The sequence below is a fragment of the Microbacterium sp. NPDC087589 genome (assembly GCF_044743635.1).
Classification (GTDB): Bacteria; Actinomycetota; Actinomycetes; order Actinomycetales; family Microbacteriaceae; genus Microbacterium.
In genome coordinates, this window is sequence record NZ_JBIUWV010000001.1 from 224,938 (window position 1) to 243,333 (window position 18,396).

The window sequence follows — 18,396 nt, forward strand, 5'->3', positions numbered from 1 at the left end:
ATGCGACACCGAGACGCGACGCGGATCGGGTGCTCCGGCGGACGAGAGAGATGAGCGCCCGCGGTGAGAACCGCGAGACCCAGAGGAACGAAGCCTTCAGTCGGCTCTTCGATGCCAACTGGGCAGCGGTCAGACATCATGTCGAGGGCGTCGTCGAGGATCCCGCGGAAGTCACCGAGATCGTTTCGGAGATCTTCCTCGTGGCGTGGTCTCGACTCATCCCGACGAAGCCGATGGATCGGATCTGGTTGATCCGCGCGGCGGATCGGGTTCTCAGCGGCCGATCGGGGCGATCCACTCTGAGGCGTACGGCCCTCGATGCCGTGCACAGCGGAGTGTCGGGTGACGAGGCGCCTCCCGATCTGACGATGCGCGCGAGAGTTCTCGCAGCATTGGCAGCCCTCACCGGGCGTGAGCGGCGTATCATCATGCTGAAGTACTGGGATGGGCTCGCGGTGGGGGAGATCGCTGAGTTGCTGCGCAGCCCGCGTGTCCGAGTGCGGAGAAGGCTGTTGCGCGCTCAGGTGAAGCTGCGCGCGGAGCTCGGACTGGAGGGGCGTGGGGATCATGTCGACTGACGACGCGCTGCTCGAACGTGTCCTCACGCAGGCCGATCCTGCCAGAACACCACGCGATGCGAAGCCGGACGCCGCGGCAGAGTGGACTCGAGACCGGATCATCCGCACCGCCGCGAAGCCTCGGCCTCGACGCAGGCGCGCTCTGGGGTGGGCCTCGGGTGTCGTGATGGCGGCCGCGGCGGCGGTCGTCGCCGTCGCCGTCCTGGTTCCCCAGGGGGCGGCGGTCGCAGGCTCGCCTGCACCGCTGGACTTCTCGGGTGGTGAGAGCACTGCTGAGACGTTGGACACGGCGCGGTCGACGCTGAGCGCGACGCCGGGCCCCGCCGAGCCGGAGCGCGTCGTGCGGTCGGCCACCTGGGGACTCGACATCAACGGCAGCACCGGAGCGACGAAGGTCGTCCCGCAGCTCACCACTCTTCGCTGGGAGCCCGACCTCTCGGGTCGGGTGGTCTCGGTGAGGGGGGTGCCGTACGACCCCACGGATGCGTCCGCGAACATCGGCGCCGAGATCAGCAGCTCGGGTGAGGTCACCGTCGATCTGTCGATCGAACCCGGTCAGTTGGGGACCCCCGTTCCCGACGTCTTCGGCGACTCCCGTGAGGAGGTGTCCGCCGTTCTCACCGCGTTCGGGATGCCGACGGATCCGACGGGCTCCGAGGTCGTCGCCGCCGCGACAGCGATGCTCGAGTATTGGACCCTCACGAACGCCCAGGAGTCGCAGGTGCTCGACGTCCTCGCGGATGCGGACGGGGTGGAGGCGCTCGGCACCACCACCGACCGCCTGGGACGACGGGTCGCAGGACTGCGAGTGATCACGTCGGACGGCGCTGCGAGTGACGTCGTGCTCCTGTCCCTCGACACGGGGCGGATCGTCGGTGTCGAGCGGACCAACCTCATCGAGAACGACCTGATAGCCGGTGGTGCGATCATCTCGTACACCATGTGGGACGTCGATGAGGATCTCGCGAGATGAGATCACGGAGCATATTTCCCGCCGTGGCCGCCGGTCTCCTCGCGGCCCTCATGCTTGGGGGTCCTGCAGCCGCGGCCCCTGCGGTGGACGACGGGGATCGCATCGCACCGCTGATCCTCGAGGTGATGGCAGAGGTCCCTGGCGGAGTCGTCGTCGACTCGCGGCACGCCGTCTGGCCCGAGCTGGGCATGGAGCTCGTCGTCGGTGCTCACGTCCGAGCTGTGTCTATTGCCGCCGTGGGCAGCTGCACGACGGGTCTGGTGTGCGTTTATACCGGAACGGCGCTCACCGGGGCACGGTTGAGTTGGAGCACGTGTGGCATCCTCGCGGTCCCGACATCCTTCCCGGTGAGGTCACTGGCGAACGCGCGGTCGGGGGGATACGCGCAGGCGCGCAACGGCGCGACGGTGCTGACCACCGCCCCCGCGGGAGGCTGGACCAGCGTCAACGGAACCTCGACCAACGTCCGCTGCGTGCTCTGAGGATAGAGTCACGGCATGACACTCGCACAGCACTGGATCGCATCGTCCTGGGGCGCCCCTGACACGTGGGAGTTCGTCGAGTACGAGGTTCCTCGCCCCGGCCCTGGCGAGGTCACGATCCGCGTCCGCGCGGCGGGTGTGAACCCAGCCGACGCGAAGCACGTCGCAGCGGCGCGCCCCGGTGTCGAGCTGCCGGTGCCGATCGGTTACGAGGTCTCGGGCGAGATCACCGCGATCGGACCCGACACGCAGATCGGATCCGGAGCTGCCGATGTGGGCGACGAGGTAGTCGCATTCCGCGTGAGCGGGGGATACGCCACCGAACTCACCATCCCCGCTGAGAAGGCCTTCTCGAAACCGACCACGCTGACCCACGCAGAGGCCGCGAACCTTCTTCTCGCCGGCACGACGGCGGCCGAGATGCTCTCGGTGACGACCGCCGCTCCCGGTGAGACGATCCTGCTTCACGGCGCGTCAGGTGCGGTCGGGGTGAGCGTGCTCCAGCAGGCGGGGCTCCGAGGCATCCGCGTGATCGGCACGGCGAGTGTGAAGGGATTCGATGTGGTCGAGCGCTTCGGCGGCATCCCCGTCACCTACGGGCCTGGGCTGGCCGACCGCGTGAGAGATGCGGCCGCCGGCGTTGCGGTGGCTGCCGCGCTGGACGCCGTCGGTACCGATGAGGCCATCGACGTCTCCCTCGAGCTGGTCGACGACCGACGTCGCATCGTGACGATCGCTGCGCCCCAGAGGGCCGACTCCGACGGCATCCTCGCGATCGCGGGATCGATGCCCGCGAGCGCCCGCTTCCGCGACGACATCCGCGCCGATCTGGTCGCGCTCGCGCAGCACGGCGACCTCGTCGTTCCGGTCGCGCGCACCTTCTCGCTGGAAGACGCGCCTGCCGCGCTCTCGCTGCTCGCCGGCGGCCACCCCGGCGGCAAGCTCGCGCTCATCCCGTCGTCCTAGTCGATCTCGCGCAGAGCTGACGTCACTATGACGACTCCGTCGCCGTACGCCTGATCGACCGCATCCTGCAGCGTGCCGTCATCCCAGACGACATTCACCCAGACATAGCCACGCTCGATCCAGAGCGAGAGGGCATCGAGGCTCAACGAAGCCGAGAGCTCGTCCTGCACGCGGATGAGATCTGCCTCGGAGCTCGTCCCGTCGACGCCGTCTGCTGGGTCGTCCGGGCGGATGGGGTCGTACAGCGCGAGCAGGATGGGCGGGTCGGTGACGGCGTAGCGCTCACCGTCGAAGGTGCCGTAGACGGCGTAGCTGCCCCAGGTGGTGTCGGCACTGGTCTCGCTGCCGTCGACACCCTCCCACGTCCAGTCGTCGAGTGGGATCCCCGAGCACTGCGGTGGGTACGACTCGGCGACGCCCCCGAGACACAGCTGGGCTTCACCGGCGACGTCCAGAACCGTGCCGGTGCCGATGACGCGTCCTTCCGGAGGCGCCGCATTCGCGGCATCCCACGCGGGCGGTCCCGAGCTCGGGGGTGCGGGCGAGGAGCCGGGACCGGTGGAACACGCGGCGAGACCGAGCACGCCCGCGAGGGCTGCTGCGGCGAGAAGCATGCGACTGCACGAAGTGCTCATGCCTGACAGTGTCTCGTGTCGGTCGATCGTCTCAGCGGCGAGTCAAACGGCTTACGCATCCCTGCTACCATGGCCGCATGCCTTTCGGCGGTCTGCTTCTTCTTAGCTGCCGCGACGAGTCCTAAAGCTAGGGCCTTCCTCGTCGCGGCGCTTGTGTTGGCCCGTTCACATTTCTGACGAAGAGAAGAAGCCCCATCATGCAGAACACTCAGCGCCCGTCCGCGATGCCGATCCACAAGTACCGGCCGTACCACGAGCAGATTTCCGTCCACCTGCCCGACCGCACCTGGCCTGACGCCCGGATCACCGAGGCGCCCCGGTGGTGCGCGGTCGATCTCCGCGACGGAAACCAGGCGCTCATCGATCCGATGTCGCCGGAGCGCAAGCGCGTGATGTTCGAGCTGCTCGTCAGCATGGGCTACAAGGAGATCGAGGTCGGGTTCCCCTCGGCCAGTCAGACCGACTTCGACTTCGTCCGTCAGCTCATCGAAGAGAACCTGATTCCGGATGACGTCACGATCCAGGTGCTGACCCAGGCGCGTGAGCACCTGATCGCCCGCACCTACGAGTCGATCGCCGGCGCGAAGCAGGCGATCGTGCACCTGTACAACTCGACGAGCGTGCTGCAGCGTGAGGTCGTGTTCCGCACCGACAAGCAGGGCATCATCGACATCGCCCTCGAGGGTGCCCGCCTGTGCCGCCAGTACGAGAAGACGATCCCCGACACCAAGGTTTACTACGAGTACTCGCCCGAAAGCTACACGGGCACCGAGCTCGAGTTCGCCGTCGACGTCTGCAACCAGGTGATCGAGATCTTCGAGCCGACGCCCGACCGCAAGGTCATCATCAACCTGCCCGCAACCGTCGAGATGGCCTCGCCGAACGTCTACGCAGACTCGATCGAGTGGATGAGCCGCAACCTCGCTCACCGTGAGAACGTCATCCTGTCGCTGCACCCGCACAACGACCGCGGCACCGCGATCGCCGCCGCAGAGCTCGGCTACATGGCCGGCGCCGACCGCATCGAGGGCTGCCTGTTCGGCAACGGCGAGCGCACCGGCAACGTCGACATCGTCGCACTGGGCATCAATCTGTTCACGCAGGGCATCGACCCCCAGATCGATTTCAGCGACATCGACCAGGTCAAGCGCACGGTCGAGTACTGCAACCAGCTCCCGGTTCCCGAGCGCAGCCCGTGGGCGGGTGATCTGGTCTTCACCGCGTTCAGCGGATCGCACCAGGACGCGATCAAGAAGGGCTTCGAGGCGATGGCCGCCCGGGCCGAGGCAGAGGGCCTCACGGTCGACGACATCGAGTGGGCCGTGCCGTATCTGCCGGTCGACCCGAAGGATCTCGGTCGTTCGTACGAAGCCGTGATCCGCGTCAACTCGCAGTCCGGCAAGGGCGGCGTCGCGTACCTGCTCAAGGCCGACCACGCGATCGACCTGCCTCGCAAGCTGCAGATCGAGTTCTCCGGCGTCGTCCAGACCAAGACCGATGCCGAAGGCGGCGAGGTCACCAGCGAGCAGATCTGGTCGATCTTCAATGACGAGTACCTCCCGGCCGACGACACAGCGGCCAAGTGGGGCCGCTTCGAGCTGCTGGCGACACAGACCCGCAGCGATATGTCAGGAGACGTCGTCCTCGACGTCGTGCTGCGCGACGATGACCAGCAGGTCGCGGTCGCGGGCAACGGCAACGGGCCGGTCGCCGCCTTCGTCGAGGTGCTGCGCGGTCAGGGCTTCGACATCACGGTGTACGACTACGTCGAACACGCTCTCAGCGCCGGTGGCGACGCGCAGGCCGCGGCCTACGTCGAGCTGCAGGTCGGCGACCAGCGACTGTGGGGCGTCGGCATCGACGGCGACATCTCGACCGCTTCGCTCAAGGCGATCGTCTCGGGCGTCAACCGCTCGATCCGCACGCGTCAGCAGGAGCTCGCAGCGGTCTGATCCTCGGATGGACGAACGCCCCACCCCTCGGCGGGTGGGGCGTTTCGTCTGCGCTGGTGGTGACAGGGCCCGTGGTCACTCGGCGCTGGGCTTGATGATCGGGATCACTCCGGTCTCGGCGGCGACCTTGCGCCGGTAGATGCGACGCTGCTCGGGAAGCGAGACATCGAAGGTGACGGCGAGGATGCGGATGACGCTGGTCACCGCGATGCCGATGATCGCCGCGAGCGTGATGGGCATGCCCAGGGCGACGGAGATCACGATGAACGTGCACCCCGCGCCGGCGGCAACCGCATAGAGCGAGCCGACGTGCATGATCGCGGTCGGCAGCCCCATGAGCATGTCTCGGAGCACGCTGCCGCCGACGGCTGCACACACGCCGATGAAGACCGCCGGCACCTCGGGGATGCCGAGGGCGAGCGCCTTGCTGGTCCCGAACGCGCCGAACATCCCGATGACGACGGCGTCGAGCACGACGATCGCCGTGTTCAGGCGGCTGAACAGTCCCGCCAGCAGCATGCCCAGGAGCGCTGCGCCGCCCGCGGTGACCAGATACCACTGGTTCTGCAGCGTGGCCGGGGTCTGCCCGAGCAGGATGTCGCGGATGAGACCGCCGCCCATGCCGATCATGATGCCGATGATCGCGACGCCGAGCCAGTCGAGGCGTCGCTGCCCCTGAAAACCCGAGGCGAACATCGCACCCTGGACTCCGCCGAGGCCGACGCCGAGCAGGTCCGCCCAGAGCGGAATGATGAAGAGCGGTTCGGTCACGCCTCTATTCTCCTGCACGGAGGATAATCGAACGGTGCCCACCTATCGAGATGAAGCGGTGATCCTGCGCACCCACAAGCTGGGTGAGGCAGATCGCATCGTCACGATGCTCTCTCGGCGGCACGGCAAGATCCGTGCTGTCGCGAAGGGTGTGCGACGCACCTCGTCGAAGTTCGGCTCGCGTCTCGAACCCTTCATGGTCGCCGATGTGCAGCTCTATCAGGGGCGCACCCTCGACATCGTGCAGCAGGCGGAGTCGCTCGGGTCGTACGGATCAGACATCGCGGCGCACTACGACCGATTCACCTCGGCCAATGCGATGGTCGAGACCGCTGACAGGCTCAGCGATTCCGAGGCGACGCCCGACCAGTACCTGTTGCTGGTCGGTGGCCTGCGTGCGCTGTCTCGGGGCGAGCATTCGCCCCGCAGCATCCTCGACTCCTATCTGCTGCGCGTCATGGCGCTGTCCGGGTGGGCTCCGTCGCTCGGCGACTGCGCGCGATGCGCCACTCCTGGGCCCCATGCGCACTTCGTCGGACAGCTCGGTGGGGCCGTGTGCCCGAACTGTGCGCCGGCGGGCAGCCCGAAGGTCGCGGAGAAGACCCTGTCGCTGCTGCGGTCGCTCATGTCCGGCGAGTGGGAGGCGATCGATGCTGCTCCGCACGCCGACAACGCCGCGGCATCCGGCCTCGTCGCCGCCTACGCCCAATGGCACCTGGAGCGCGGCATCCGCTCGCTCGAACACCTCGTGGCCGACATCCCCCGAGAAGGAGCACGGTGAGCCCCAAGCCCTACACGCACAAGGATGCCGTGGCGTATCGTCCGCTCGACTGGACGGGCATCTATCCGCCGAGCTTCCGATCTGTTCCCGAGCACGTCGCGATCGTCATGGACGGCAACGGCCGGTGGGCGAATCGTCGCGGCCTCAGCCGCGTCGAAGGGCACAAGGCCGGGGAGGAGGTGCTTCTCGACGTCGTCGCCGGTGCGATCCAGGCGGGGGTCAAGCACCTGTCCGTCTATGCGTTCTCGACCGAGAACTGGGCCCGCTCACCAGACGAGGTCCGCTTCCTCATGGGATACAACCGTGATGTCCTGCATCGCCGACGCGACCAGCTCAACGAGTGGGGCGTGCGAGTCCGGTGGGCCGGCCGCAAGCCGCGACTGTGGGGCAGCGTGATCAAGGAGCTGCAGTACGCCGAACAGCTCACGAAGGACAACGACGTACTCACGCTCACCATGTGCGTGAACTACGGCGGACGTGTCGAGCTGGTCGACGCGATGCGCTCGATCGCCGCCGATGTCGCCGCTGGTCGGGTGAAGCCCAACGCAATCTCCGAGAAGATGATCCGCCGCAACCTCTACGTGCCCGACATGCCTGATGTCGACCTGTTCCTGCGGAGCTCAGGTGAGCAGCGCACCTCCAACTTCCTGCTGTGGCAGGCGGCGTATGCCGAGATGGTGTTCCTCGACACGCTCTGGCCCGACTTCTCGCGCGAGGAGCTGTGGCGCGCCATCGAGGTCTACCTGTCGCGTGACCGTCGCTTCGGTGGGGCGATCGATACGCCTGACGCCTCGGCCTGAGAGCGCAGCCACCGCTCCGTCTCGCGGGGGTGCCGCAACCGCACGATCGTGAGGTGAGTGTGCTCTCGTGTGACGTCGGGCATCCGCGCGGTCCACTTGTGCAGCGTGTTCGTCTGCCACGCGATGATGTTCTCTTCAGGGCCGCCGGAGAACATCCTCCAGATCGGTTTCTCGACGTTGCCGTTCCACATCCGGGTGCGCAGGATGCTGCGCCCGATCGTTCGCCGCAGGAGGCGGGTACGCACCACTCGGTAGGGGTAGTCCAGCCAGAGCACGACCTGGGCGCGCGGAGCGAGGATCTCGTCGGTGCCCTTGCTGGTGTACTGCCACTCGGTGACCCAGCGGTCGGTGGACGCGAAGGCACGGACGTCATCGAGGAAGGACGGGCGTGGAGTCCAGTTCTCGCCGTGGAACAGGCCGTCGATCTCGACGTGCCGTAGATCCCAGAGCCCAGCCACGCGCCGCGCGAGCGTCGTCTTCCCCGATCCGGTGACACCAGCGATCAGCACCCTCTCGGGGCTGAACGGCAGCGGATCGGCGGCGGAGAGCATCCGAGAATCCTACCGACGGAATAGCCCATAGGTGCATACGGTTGGATGTCAGTGTGAGTGAAGCCATCTCGATTGACATCTGGTCCGACATCGCCTGCCCGTGGTGCTACATCGGCAAGCGCAACCTCGAGAAGGGACTCGAAGCCGTAGCCGGCGACGATGACGCCCCACAGGTGAACATCACCTTCCACTCGTTCGAGCTCTCGCCCGACACCCCCGTCGACTTCGACGGCGATGAGATCGACTTCCTTGCCGGTCACAAGGGGATGCCTCGGGAGCAGGTCGAGCAGATGCTGGCGCACGTCACCGGGGTCGCCGAGGGCGCCGGACTCGCATACCGTTTCGACCTGCTGCAGCACACCAACACGGTGAAGGCTCACGAGCTGCTGCACTTCGCGAAGGCGCAGGGCGTGCAGCACAAGATGGAGGAGCGGCTCATGTCCGCGTACTTCACCGAGGGCAAGCATGTCGGTCGCATCGACGACCTGGTCGAGCTCGCCGTCGAGGTGGGGCTGAACCCCGACGACACGCGTGAGGCTCTCGTCTCCGCTCGTCACCTGGCCGACGTCCGTCAGGATCAGGCGCAGGCCCAGGCCTACGGCATCCAGGGCGTCCCGTTCTTCGTGATCGACGGGCAGTACGGCATCAGCGGCGCTCAGCCGCCCGCAGCTTTCGAGAACGTACTGCGCGATCTCTGGTCCAAGCGCGGCGAGACAGAGGCCGAGAGCGAGACCGCCGCGGTCTAACGGTCAGGCTCCGCCGGAGCGAGCGCGGTCAACGCGTCGAACCAGGTCTGCTGATTCGTGCCGACGTAGCCGACCACTGCAGACCAGTGCGAGCCGTGGCCATCCGTGAACATGGATGACCACGGCTCGCGGCCGTGTGCATGCGCAGTGGTCAGCAGGTCGAGCATCGCCGCGGCGCGTCGGTGCATCATCGCGGGCAGCCGGGTCCTGAGCTCGCCAGAGGCGCCGTAACCGTCTACGAAGGCTCGAAGGCCCTCGGCTGCGACCTCCGGGGCGACCTCGACGGCCGAGAGCGTGAACGTCTGAGCCGCATAGGCGAGATCCCAGAGACGGGTGCTCGGCGCCGCGGCATCCCAGTCGATGAAGACCCATCGGTCTCCGATGACGAGGTTCCACGGCGCGAGGTCGTTGTGACAGATGATCTCCGCACCCGGCGCAGGGATGGCGGTATCCCAGAGCGCATCAGCCGAAGGAGAGAACGTCTCGCTCGCGTCGTGAATCGCCCGCACGATCGCGCCGACGCGTCGCAATCCGTCTGCGGTCAGAGGCCCGACGTCGATCGCGAGGGGCCCCGGTACGAACTCGATGCGCTGTCGTCCTCGCTCGTCCTGACCGCGCGGTGTCGGAACATCGACACCGCGTTCGCGTACATGCGACATGAAGGCATGAACGCTCGGCGTCGAGGCGGTCCACTGCTTGCGGACGGTATCGCCGATTCGGGTGACGGTGCCGCTCGCATTCCCGCCGGACAGCGTCTGCTCGTCGTCCATGCCCCGACACTACCCAGCCGACGGAAACGACGCTGCGGTCTAGCGGGTCAGCGCGCCCTCGATCGCTGCGACGATCTCGGGGTCGTTCGGCTTCTGCTTCGGGCGGAAGCGGACGACCTCGCCGTCGGGCAGCACGAGGAACTTCTCGAAGTTCCACTCGACGCGGCCGGCCTTGCCGCCGGCGTCCGGCGTCTCCTTCAACGTCTTGTAGAGCTCTGTGGCGTTCTTGCCGTTGACCTTCACCTTGTCGTTGATGGGGAACGTCACGCCGTAGGTGGTGGAGCAGAACTCCATGATCTGATCGACCGAACCCGGCTCCTGACCGAAGAACTGGTTGCAGGGGAATCCGACGACGCTGAACCCGCGGTCGCCGTAGAGACGTTGCAGTTCTTCGAGCTGCTCGTACTGCGGAGTGAGGCCGCACTTCGACGCGACGTTGACGACGAGCACGACGTCGGCACCGAGATCGTCGATCGTCTTCTCGTTGCCGTCGGCGTCGGTGAAGGGGATGGAACGCACTGCGGGATCGGTCATATTCACAGCTTAGGTCGATGCGCCGATACCGGCTCCGTGTCTGGGAGAATGGAGGGGACATGACTCTCGCCACCGCCTCTGCTCGCACCCTCAACATCGGTCCGATCGCCCTCGACGTGCCGGTCGTCCTCGCACCCATGGCGGGCATCACGAACACCGCTTTCCGTCGTCTCTGCCGCGAGTACGGCGCGGGGCTGTATGTGAGCGAGATGATCACGTCGCGCGCGCTGGTCGAGCGCAACGAGACGACGATGCGACTGATCCGCCACCACGAGTCCGAGACGCCCCGCTCGATCCAGCTCTATGGCGTCGACCCGCACACCATCTCCGAGGCCGTGCGCATCATCGTCGCCGAAGACCACGCCGATCACATCGATCTGAACTTCGGCTGCCCGGTGCCCAAGGTCACCCGCAAGGGTGGAGGAGCGGCGCTGCCGTGGAAGAGCACGCTGTTCTCGCAGATCGTCACGCAGGCCGTCAAGGCAGCGGGCGACGTGCCGCTGACCATCAAGATGCGCAAGGGCATCGATCCCGACCACCTCACCTTCCTCGACGCGGGGCGCGCTGCCGAAGACGCGGGTGTCTCGGCGATCGCGCTGCATGCACGAACGGCGAGCGAGTTCTACTCCGGCTTCGCCGACTGGAACGCGATCGGCGAACTCAAGCAGGCGGTCACGAGTGTCCCGGTGCTCGGCAACGGCGACATCTGGTCGGCTGACGACGCTGTGCGCATGATGCAGCAGACAGAATGCGACGGGGTAGTCGTCGGGCGCGGATGCCTCGGTCGCCCATGGCTCTTCGGCGAACTCGCCGCGGCCTTCGGCGCGGACCCTTCGACGAGCTCAGGGACCGAGCGGATTGTGGACGCGACTCTCGGCTTCGTGGCCGATGCGTTCCGTCGTCATGCAGAACTCCTCGTCGAGTTCTTCGAGGACGAGGACCGCGGATGCCGCGATGTGCGCAAGCACGTGGCCTGGTACTTCAAGGGTTACCCGGTCGGCGGCGACATCCGCACCGGGCTCGCGACCGCGTCGAGCCTGGCTGAGATCGACGAACTGCTCGGTCAGCTCGATCACACGGCTCCCTATCCCGGTGCGGATGCCGAAGGCCAGCGCGGTCGATCCGGACGTCCGAAGCGACCGGCGCTGCCTGACAAGTGGCTGGAGTCGCGAGAGCTCGCGGCATCGGCGTCCGAGATGATGCGAGGGGCGGAGATCGAGAACAGTGGCGGCTGATCCTCAGGCATACCCGGCGCGCGGTCGCTCGGACGGATACGACCCGCGCGACGCCGAGCGATTCTTCGCCGAGACCCATCGATCCGAACGCGACGACTTCGCCCGCGATCGCGCGCGCGTGCTGCACTCCGCGGCTCTGCGACGCCTGGCCGCCAAGACGCAGGTGCTCAGCCCCGCGAGCACAGCGGACTTCGCCCGCAACCGCCTGACGCACTCTCTCGAGGTCGCGCAGGTCGGACGCGAGCTCGCGACCGCGCTCGGAGTCTCGGCCGATGTCGTCGACACCGCCTGCCTCAGCCACGACCTCGGGCACCCTCCGTTCGGTCACAACGGCGAGCGTGCGCTCAACGAGTGGGCAGAGCCGATCGGCGGGTTCGAAGGCAACGCGCAGTCCCTGCGGATCCTGACGCGCCTCGAGGCGAAGGCCATCGATGACGATGGTCAGTCGGTCGGCCTCAACCTCACCAGGGCGAGCCTCGACGCGACCTGCAAGTACCCGTGGACGGTGGACAGCCCCGTTCCCGACCCGGGGGGCCGGCTCAAGTTCGGCGTGTATCCCGAAGACGAAGCCGTGTTCCGCTGGATGCGCGACGGTGTTCCGGGGCGGCGGCGTTGCATCGAGGCCGAGATCATGGATCTCTCCGACGACATCGGCTACTCCGTGCATGACTTCGAGGACGCGATCCTCAACGGCTACGTCGACGTATCCCAGCTCGCCGACCCGCAGGCGCACGAGGCGCTGATCGATCGCATTCAGCAGTGGGTGGGCTACGACTTCACGCGCGATGAGCTCGCAGACGCGCTCTACCGGCTGGCATCCCAGCCGATGTGGCTGCAGTCGTTCGACCGGTCGCGTCGGGATCTCGCTCGACTCAAGAACCTCACGAGTGACTTCATCGGTCGCTTCGCGCGCGCAGCCGTCTCCGCCACGCGCGAGGCGTATGCCGGCCCTGCCCTCGTGCGCTACAACGCGCACGTCGTCGTGCCGCGCGTCATCGAGGCCGAGATCGCCGTCCTCAAGGGCATCATGGGGCAGGCGATCGTCACGATCGAGGCCCGTAAGGGCGTCTACAAGGAGCAACGCCGGGTGCTGAAGAGACTCGCCGATGCGCTGTGGTCGACAGACACCCTCTGGTCGGCAGGCGCAGATGTGCTCGAGCCCGCCTTCTCCGCCGACTTCGTCGCCGCGACGACGGATGCCGAACGCGCACGTGTGATCGTCGACCAGATCGCGAGCCTCACGGATCAGAGCGCGATCGACTGGCACAACAGGCTGGTCGGCGAGATCGACCCCGCAGAGGTCGGTATCTGGACACCACGTCACGCACGGCCGGGTGCGCGGGAGCACACGCCGCGACAGGCGGTCGTCGAAGGGGCCGGCTGATGCCCCGCATCCGCCAGGCCGACGTCGATGAGGTCAAGGCCCGCACGAACATCGCCGACATCGTCGGGGAGCGCGTAGCCCTCAAGTCCGCCGGCGTCGGCTCGCTCAAGGGACTGTGCCCTTTTCACGACGAGAAGAGCCCGAGCTTCCACGTGCGGCCTCAGGTCGGCTACTACCACTGCTTCGGATGCGGAGAATCGGGCGACGTCTACTCGTTCCTCCGCGAGATGGACCACGTCAGCTTCACCGAGGCCGTCGAGCGTCTCGCGGGCCGCATCGGATACGCGCTGCACTACGAGGACGGCGGGTCGGCTCCCGAGACCAGTGGGCGCAGCCGCCTCTATGCGGCCAACACCGCCGCTGCGGAATACTTCCGGGCGCAGCTGCTCACCGCCGACGCCGAGGCAGGACGCCGCTTTCTCGGCGAGCGAGGATTCGACGCGGGTGCTGCCGCGCATTTCGGTGTCGGCTTCGCACCGCGCGGGTGGGACAAGATGCTGAAGGCTCTCACCGCGCAGGGGTTCACCCGCGACGAGCTGAGCGCCGCCGGTCTGGTGTCGACGGGGCAGCGCGGTGTGTACGACCGCTTCCGCGGCCGTCTCGTCTGGCCGATCCGCGACGTATCGGGGCAGACGATCGGATTCGGCGCGCGCAAGCTGTTCGACGACGACCAGGGCCCGAAGTACCTGAACACCCCCGAGACCCCGATCTACAAGAAGGCCCAGGTTCTCTACGGTCTCGATCTCGCCAAGCGCGACATTTCCCGGGGAGACCCTCGTCGAGTCGTGGTGGTCGAGGGGTACACGGATGTGATGGCCTGCCACCTCGCAGGGCTCACGACCGCGATCGCGACCTGCGGCACCGCGTTCGGAACCGACCACATCAAGGTGCTGCGTCGCGTCATGGGAGACGACAACGCCTCGGGAGAAGTCGTCTTCACATTCGACGGCGATGAGGCCGGGCAGAAGGCGGCTCTGCGGGCCTTCACGGAGGACGACCGCTTCAACGCCCAGACGTTCGTCGCGGTCGCACCCGACGGACTCGACCCCTGCGACCTCAGGCTGCAGCGCGGCGATGCCGCCGTGCGCTCGCTGATGGAGACGAAGCAGCCGATGTTCGAGTTCGCGATCGACAGGAAGCTCAGCGGCTTCGATCTCTCGACGGTCGAAGGTCGGGTGGGTGCCCTCCGTGCGGCAGCGCCGATCGTGGCCGAGATCCGTGACCGGCTGCTGCGACCCGGCTATGAGCGCGTGCTGGCGCGGCGACTGGGCATGGACCCCACCGAGGTGCGCAACGAGGTCGAGCGCGCAGCACGCGGAGGATCGCAGACGTCGAGGTACGAGTCGACCAGGCACGAGAGTGCGAGCGACGCCGCTTCAGGACCGCCGGGGGTGGCGCCGGTCACCCTCGCGAGCCTGCCGCGCACTGCGGATGCGGCCGTGGAACGAGACGCCTTAATGGGGGCTCTGCAATACGGACATCAGATCGATCAGGAGCTGCTCACGCGGGCCCTCAGCGCGCCGTTCCGCACACCGGGGCTCGACGCTGTGCGTGAGGCAGTCGCGTCGGCACCTGACCGGACTCGAGCCGGCTGGGTGACGGATACGGTCAACTCCGTGCGAGAGCCCTACCGGTCACTCGCGGGTGAACTGCTGATGACTCCGTTCCCGGCGCGCAACGAAGAAGGCGCCGTCGCCTCGACGACCGACCTCGCCAAGCGACTGATCATGCGCATTCTCGAGCACGAGAAGCAGGAGCTCCTGGGAGCGGTGCAACGGGTTCCGGCGGACTCCGACGGCGGGCGCGCGCTGCGCATGCGGCTTCGTGACATCGACGTCGAGCGTCAACGGTTCGCCGAGTCGTAACGGCGGGTGTCAGGCGCGGCAGGGCAGGATGGAGGAATGTTCTCTCGGCCCGAATCGACCAATGCGATCGACAGCTCAGATCTGGTGATCGACCGCATCGGGCACAGCGGCCCGACCCGCGCCATCGATGGGGTGAGCTTCTCGCTCGCGCCGGGCGAGCTCATCTGCGTCGCCGGCCCGACCGGCTCGGGCAAGTCCACTCTGGTCGCCGCGCTGGCGGGGTCGACCGATCCGTCCGTTCGGGTCGTGGGCGGCAGCGCACAGGTCTGCGGAGTCGACATCCGCCGGCCGGGTCGCAAGCATCGCCTGCTCACCTACCGCACCGGATTCGTGCCGCAGGGTGCCGGCGCCGATCTTCCTCCCCAGCTCACGGTCAGCGAGGTCATCTCCGAGCCGATCCTGATCCGAGAGAAGAGAGTCAACACCAAAGCACTGTCCATCCGAGTCGCGACGCTTCTCGATGAGCTGCACCTGCCGCTCGGTACGGCCTCGAAGTTCCCTTACGAGTTGAGTGCGGGCATGCGCCAGCGAGTCGCGATCGCCAGGTCGTTCGTGCTCGAGCCTCGGGTGCTCATCGCCGACGAGATCCTCGCCAACCTCGACCTCGAGGTGCGACCCGTGGTGTTCGACGCGATCACTCGGCGACGCAAAGAGCAGGGGATGGGGGCGCTGCTGGTCACCAACGACGCCGACTTCATCCGCGAGCTGAACGCCGAGACTCTGATGCTGCGCGGCGGTCATGTGGTCGCGCGCGGCGTCGGCAAAGACCTGCTCTGGGCCCCGAATGCCGAGGCGGATTCCGGGCATTGACGGGGCCGTGGGCGACACGCCCGACCTGCGGTCCGTGTCACGACCACCCTCTGGAGTTTGCTAGGATTGACGAGTTGCCCGCGCAGCGGAGCACATTCCTCGGTAGCTCAATTGGCAGAGCAGCCGGCTGTTAACCGGCAGGTTCTTGGTTCGAGTCCAAGCCGGGGAGCCAATGAAAAGCCCCTCTTCGGAGGGGCTTTTCCCTTTGCAGCATTCCTTGAGGCATCCTCCTCAAGAGTCACAAGCGCGTCCGCGCTCACAGCGAAGGAGGCCCCGTCGAGTGACGGGGCCTCCTTCTGCCGATCAGAGTCAGATCAGCGTGCAGCGCCCTCGAGCGAACCCTCGACCTGGCCCGCCGGGTCAGAGATGACGCACTGCACCACGCGGTCGTTCAGCTCATCCCAGGTCTGCTGGGTCGGCGTGATCGGGTAGACCTCGAGCGTCGAGGCATCGTAACCAACACCGACGAAGCTCGTGTACGGGTCGCCGATGCACTCCTGCGAAGCGGCGTCGATAGCCTCCGCCGAGAAGTCGCCATCGTCCATGGTGATCTCGTAGAAGACTTCCTGGTCGTGCGGCTCGGCGCACGGCACGACGTCGATGTCTTCGAGGAGGCCGCTGGGAGCCTCCATCATGCAGTCGCCGACCTTCAGCGCGAAGATGTCGATGTTCGCGCTCTCGGTGACCTGTCCGGTCTCCTCGTCGCGGTCTGCATCTCCCGCGCCTCCGCCCAGAATGCCGTTCAGCGCGCTACAGCCGGTCAGAGCGACCGACAGCGCTACAGCAGAACCTGCCAGCGCCAGTGCGCGTCGCGTGCGCAGTTTCATCATGATGTCCCCTCCAGAGCCTTCGTGAACGGGCATATCGATATCCCGCCTCAAGCACGCTATCCGGCGCGGAGTCTGTGGTGCAACTCAGAGAAGGCTGTGATTGGGCTGAAAGGTAAGGTCAGCCTTCCAGGTCGTCGATGCCGGGCACCCAGCTGGCGCCGGGCTTGCCCCATCCGCGCTTCTTAGCGATCTTCTGCACGGTCTTCCAATCGCCGTCCGAGAGGCGATCGATGTACAGGATGCCGTCGAGGTGGTCGAATTCGTGCTGCATGATGCGCGCACGCCAGCCGTCGACCGCTATCTCGACGGGTGAGCCGTCGAGATCGGTGCCTGTGACGCGCACCCGCTCGGAGCGACGCAGCGGGAATCGCTCGCCGGGGAACGAGAGGCATCCTTCGGACTCGAGCTCGTCGTCCGGCTCGCCCGGTTCCAGCGGCACCATCCAGAGCTCGGGGTTGATGATGACCCCGCGCCACGGCTGCTCGTCGTCGTCCACGTAGGCGTACGTGTAGATGCGCAGAGGAACGCCGACCTGGGGTGCGGCCAGGCCGACACCGGGTGCGGTGTCCATCGTCTCGAACATGTCGGCGATGAGCGTGCGGATGTCGTCGGTGATCTCTTCGACGACGGATGCGGGGGAGTGCAGGACGGGATCGCCCATGATGCGAATAGGAAGAACAGCCACGCCATAACCCTACTCGGCGCGCATCGCCGGGTAGGGTCGTAGGGTGAGCATCTCCGTATGGATGGCTGGGGCGGAAGACGTCACCGACCAGCTGGTAGGCGCGTTCCAGAACCCGGGACTGCTCCTCGGCATCCCTCTCGCACTCGCGGGTGCCGTCTTCATGTCGCTCGGTGCGCAGTATCAGCATCGCGGCGTGGAGAAGATGGAACGACTCAGCGGTGCGGACGGCGCGTCCGGCCTCTCGATGGCCCAGGTCCGCGGGCTGCTGACGCGTCCGTCGTGGCTCGTCGGGACACTCATGCTCGGCTTGGCCATCGTGTGCCAACTCGCGGCCCTGACCGTAGCGCCGTTGATCGTCGTTCAGCCGCTCGGCGCGATCGCTCTCGTCCTGACGACGCTGCTCAACGCCCGCATCTCGGGGCACTCACCGACCAAGCAGTCGATCACTGCGATCGTCTGCTGCGTCGGCGGAATCTTCCTCTTCGTCTTCTTCGCTGCGATCTTCGCCACAGAGAAAGAGGTCACCGACACCGAGCTCTTCACGATCCTGGCGATCCTGCTCGTCGTGATCATCATCCTCGGCGCATGCTGGCTCGTCCTTCGTCACCGCATGCGCGCGCTCTTCTACATCGTCGGCGCAGGAATCCTCTACGGCTTCGTCGCGACGCTCGCGAAGGTCGTCATCAAGCGCGTCCAGGCGGGCAACTTCGACTGGATCACCATCGTGTGCGTGATCGCCCTGATCGCCGCGGCGGCTGTCGGCGCCTACTTCGTGCAGACGGCATACAGCTCCGGCCCGCCGGATCTCGTCATCGCCGGCCTCACCGTCGTCGACCCTCTGGTCGCCGTGATCATCGGTATGGTCGTCCTCGGTGAGGCGGCAGCCGCACCGCCGTGGGTCCTCGTGATCTTCGGAGTCGCCGGTGCCATCGCGATCTGGGGCGTCGTCAATCTGGCGCGCTATCACCCTCAGGTACTGAGCGACAGTCAGGACCTCGGGATCCCACGCGGCAGTGACGAGAAGCCGAAAGACGCCGGGGCCTGAGCG

20 protein-coding genes and 1 tRNA gene are annotated in these 18,396 nt (G+C 66.8%); 14 read left to right on the forward strand and 7 right to left on the reverse strand.

Annotated features, from left to right (window positions below):
• Positions 1 to 50 precede the first annotated feature (50 nt).
• From ACIOU8_RS01120 to ACIOU8_RS01135, 4 genes are all read left to right on the forward strand, one after another.
• Entirely contained in the window at positions 51 to 578 is a 528-nt protein-coding gene (locus ACIOU8_RS01120; protein WP_400785009.1) for an RNA polymerase sigma factor, read from the forward strand.
• Entirely contained in the window at positions 568 to 1,551 is a 984-nt protein-coding gene (locus ACIOU8_RS01125; protein WP_400785011.1) for a hypothetical protein, read from the forward strand. Before ACIOU8_RS01120 ends, ACIOU8_RS01125 begins: the two co-directional genes overlap by 11 nt.
• A gap of 125 nt (positions 1,552 to 1,676) precedes the next feature.
• Positions 1,677 to 2,033, forward strand: a complete 357-nt coding sequence (locus tag ACIOU8_RS01130; protein ID WP_400785013.1) for a hypothetical protein — start codon at positions 1,677 to 1,679, stop codon at positions 2,031 to 2,033.
• A gap of 15 nt (positions 2,034 to 2,048) precedes the next feature.
• Positions 2,049 to 2,999, forward strand: coding sequence for an NADP-dependent oxidoreductase (locus ACIOU8_RS01135; protein ID WP_400785015.1), 951 nt, complete (start codon positions 2,049 to 2,051; stop codon positions 2,997 to 2,999).
• On the opposite strand, the gene ACIOU8_RS01140 is transcribed toward ACIOU8_RS01135, so the two are convergent.
• Complete coding sequence (locus ACIOU8_RS01140) at positions 2,996 to 3,634, reverse strand: hypothetical protein (RefSeq protein ID WP_400785017.1); 639 nt, start codon at positions 3,632 to 3,634, stop codon at positions 2,996 to 2,998. The two genes, ACIOU8_RS01135 and ACIOU8_RS01140, sit on opposite strands and share 4 nt — an antisense overlap.
• A gap of 197 nt (positions 3,635 to 3,831) precedes the next feature.
• On the opposite strand from ACIOU8_RS01140, the gene leuA reads away from it, so the two are divergent.
• Positions 3,832 to 5,586, forward strand: coding sequence for a 2-isopropylmalate synthase (gene leuA, locus ACIOU8_RS01145; RefSeq protein ID WP_400785019.1), 1,755 nt, complete (start codon positions 3,832 to 3,834; stop codon positions 5,584 to 5,586).
• A gap of 75 nt (positions 5,587 to 5,661) precedes the next feature.
• Here the strand turns inward: leuA and ACIOU8_RS01150 are convergent, their stop codons facing one another.
• Positions 5,662 to 6,357, reverse strand: coding sequence for a trimeric intracellular cation channel family protein (locus tag ACIOU8_RS01150; RefSeq protein ID WP_400785021.1), 696 nt, complete (start codon positions 6,355 to 6,357; stop codon positions 5,662 to 5,664).
• A gap of 34 nt (positions 6,358 to 6,391) precedes the next feature.
• Between ACIOU8_RS01150 and recO the strand changes: the two genes are divergently transcribed.
• Positions 6,392 to 7,138 (forward strand): DNA repair protein RecO, encoded by a 747-nt coding sequence (gene recO / locus ACIOU8_RS01155; RefSeq protein WP_400785023.1) that lies wholly within the window; start codon positions 6,392 to 6,394, stop codon positions 7,136 to 7,138.
• Entirely contained in the window at positions 7,135 to 7,938 is an 804-nt protein-coding gene (locus ACIOU8_RS01160; RefSeq protein ID WP_363570048.1) for an isoprenyl transferase, read from the forward strand. The genes recO and ACIOU8_RS01160 overlap by 4 nt, the downstream gene beginning before the upstream one ends.
• Here ACIOU8_RS01160 and ACIOU8_RS01165 read toward each other — a convergent pair.
• Positions 7,878 to 8,489 (reverse strand): AAA family ATPase, encoded by a 612-nt coding sequence (locus ACIOU8_RS01165; protein ID WP_400785025.1) that lies wholly within the window; start codon positions 8,487 to 8,489, stop codon positions 7,878 to 7,880. The two genes, ACIOU8_RS01160 and ACIOU8_RS01165, sit on opposite strands and share 61 nt — an antisense overlap.
• A 53-nt stretch (positions 8,490 to 8,542) precedes the next feature.
• On the opposite strand from ACIOU8_RS01165, the gene ACIOU8_RS01170 reads away from it, so the two are divergent.
• Positions 8,543 to 9,235, forward strand: a complete 693-nt coding sequence (locus tag ACIOU8_RS01170) for a DsbA family protein (protein WP_400785027.1) — start codon at positions 8,543 to 8,545, stop codon at positions 9,233 to 9,235.
• On the opposite strand, the gene ACIOU8_RS01175 is transcribed toward ACIOU8_RS01170, so the two are convergent.
• The gene (locus ACIOU8_RS01175; RefSeq protein WP_400785029.1) at positions 9,232 to 10,005 is read right to left on the reverse strand and encodes a phosphotransferase; all 774 of its coding nucleotides are present in this window, start codon (positions 10,003 to 10,005) and stop codon (positions 9,232 to 9,234) included. The two genes, ACIOU8_RS01170 and ACIOU8_RS01175, sit on opposite strands and share 4 nt — an antisense overlap.
• A 39-nt stretch (positions 10,006 to 10,044) precedes the next feature.
• Positions 10,045 to 10,539, reverse strand: coding sequence for a glutathione peroxidase (locus ACIOU8_RS01180; RefSeq protein ID WP_140037308.1), 495 nt, complete (start codon positions 10,537 to 10,539; stop codon positions 10,045 to 10,047).
• A 59-nt stretch (positions 10,540 to 10,598) separates the two neighbouring features.
• On the opposite strand from ACIOU8_RS01180, the gene dusB reads away from it, so the two are divergent.
• From dusB to ACIOU8_RS01205, 5 genes are all read left to right on the forward strand, one after another.
• On the forward strand, positions 10,599 to 11,774 hold the full coding sequence (dusB, locus tag ACIOU8_RS01185; RefSeq protein WP_400785032.1) for a tRNA dihydrouridine synthase DusB: 1,176 nt from the start codon (positions 10,599 to 10,601) through the stop codon (positions 11,772 to 11,774).
• Positions 11,764 to 13,158 (forward strand): deoxyguanosinetriphosphate triphosphohydrolase, encoded by a 1,395-nt coding sequence (locus ACIOU8_RS01190; RefSeq protein WP_400785034.1) that lies wholly within the window; start codon positions 11,764 to 11,766, stop codon positions 13,156 to 13,158. Before dusB ends, ACIOU8_RS01190 begins: the two co-directional genes overlap by 11 nt.
• Positions 13,158 to 15,023, forward strand: a complete 1,866-nt coding sequence (dnaG, locus tag ACIOU8_RS01195) for a DNA primase (protein ID WP_400785036.1) — start codon at positions 13,158 to 13,160, stop codon at positions 15,021 to 15,023. The genes ACIOU8_RS01190 and dnaG overlap by 1 nt, the downstream gene beginning before the upstream one ends.
• A gap of 36 nt (positions 15,024 to 15,059) precedes the next feature.
• Positions 15,060 to 15,833 carry an ATP-binding cassette domain-containing protein gene (locus tag ACIOU8_RS01200; RefSeq protein WP_400785038.1) on the forward strand — a complete coding sequence of 258 codons (774 nt, stop codon included), beginning with the start codon at positions 15,060 to 15,062 and terminating at the stop codon, positions 15,831 to 15,833.
• Positions 15,834 to 15,929: 96 nt separating this feature from the next.
• Positions 15,930 to 16,005 (forward strand) — tRNA-Asn (locus ACIOU8_RS01205).
• Between the two features lie 142 nt (positions 16,006 to 16,147).
• Here ACIOU8_RS01205 and ACIOU8_RS01210 read toward each other — a convergent pair.
• Entirely contained in the window at positions 16,148 to 16,663 is a 516-nt protein-coding gene (locus tag ACIOU8_RS01210; protein ID WP_400785040.1) for a septum formation family protein, read from the reverse strand.
• A 118-nt stretch (positions 16,664 to 16,781) separates the two neighbouring features.
• The gene (def, locus tag ACIOU8_RS01215) at positions 16,782 to 17,348 is read right to left on the reverse strand and encodes a peptide deformylase (protein ID WP_400785041.1); all 567 of its coding nucleotides are present in this window, start codon (positions 17,346 to 17,348) and stop codon (positions 16,782 to 16,784) included.
• 61 nt (positions 17,349 to 17,409) lie between these two features.
• On the opposite strand from def, the gene ACIOU8_RS01220 reads away from it, so the two are divergent.
• Positions 17,410 to 18,393, forward strand: a complete 984-nt coding sequence (locus ACIOU8_RS01220) for a DMT family transporter (RefSeq protein ID WP_400786832.1) — start codon at positions 17,410 to 17,412, stop codon at positions 18,391 to 18,393.
• Positions 18,394 to 18,396 lie beyond the last annotated feature (3 nt).

Excerpts from the sequence above, each read along its gene's own strand:
- ACIOU8_RS01120 (WP_400785009.1), top strand. The coding sequence starts at position 51 with ATGAGCGCCCGCGGTGAGAACCGCGAGACCCAGAGGAACGAAGCCTTC.
- ACIOU8_RS01125 (WP_400785011.1), top strand. The coding sequence starts at position 568 with ATGTCGACTGACGACGCGCTGCTCGAACGTGTCCTCACGCAGGCCGAT.
- ACIOU8_RS01130 (WP_400785013.1), top strand. The coding sequence starts at position 1,677 with ATGGCAGAGGTCCCTGGCGGAGTCGTCGTCGACTCGCGGCACGCCGTC.
- ACIOU8_RS01135 (WP_400785015.1), top strand. The coding sequence starts at position 2,049 with ATGACACTCGCACAGCACTGGATCGCATCGTCCTGGGGCGCCCCTGAC.
- ACIOU8_RS01140 (WP_400785017.1), bottom strand. The coding sequence starts at position 3,634 with ATGAGCACTTCGTGCAGTCGCATGCTTCTCGCCGCAGCAGCCCTCGCG.
- leuA (WP_400785019.1), top strand. The coding sequence starts at position 3,832 with ATGCAGAACACTCAGCGCCCGTCCGCGATGCCGATCCACAAGTACCGG.
- ACIOU8_RS01165 (WP_400785025.1), bottom strand. The coding sequence starts at position 8,489 with ATGCTCTCCGCCGCCGATCCGCTGCCGTTCAGCCCCGAGAGGGTGCTG.
- ACIOU8_RS01175 (WP_400785029.1), bottom strand. The coding sequence starts at position 10,005 with ATGGACGACGAGCAGACGCTGTCCGGCGGGAATGCGAGCGGCACCGTC.
- ACIOU8_RS01180 (WP_140037308.1), bottom strand. The coding sequence starts at position 10,539 with ATGACCGATCCCGCAGTGCGTTCCATCCCCTTCACCGACGCCGACGGC.
- dusB (WP_400785032.1), top strand. The coding sequence starts at position 10,599 with ATGACTCTCGCCACCGCCTCTGCTCGCACCCTCAACATCGGTCCGATC.
- dnaG (WP_400785036.1), top strand. The coding sequence starts at position 13,158 with ATGCCCCGCATCCGCCAGGCCGACGTCGATGAGGTCAAGGCCCGCACG.
- ACIOU8_RS01200 (WP_400785038.1), top strand. The coding sequence starts at position 15,060 with ATGTTCTCTCGGCCCGAATCGACCAATGCGATCGACAGCTCAGATCTG.
- ACIOU8_RS01210 (WP_400785040.1), bottom strand. The coding sequence starts at position 16,663 with ATGATGAAACTGCGCACGCGACGCGCACTGGCGCTGGCAGGTTCTGCT.
- ACIOU8_RS01220 (WP_400786832.1), top strand. The coding sequence starts at position 17,410 with ATGGCTGGGGCGGAAGACGTCACCGACCAGCTGGTAGGCGCGTTCCAG.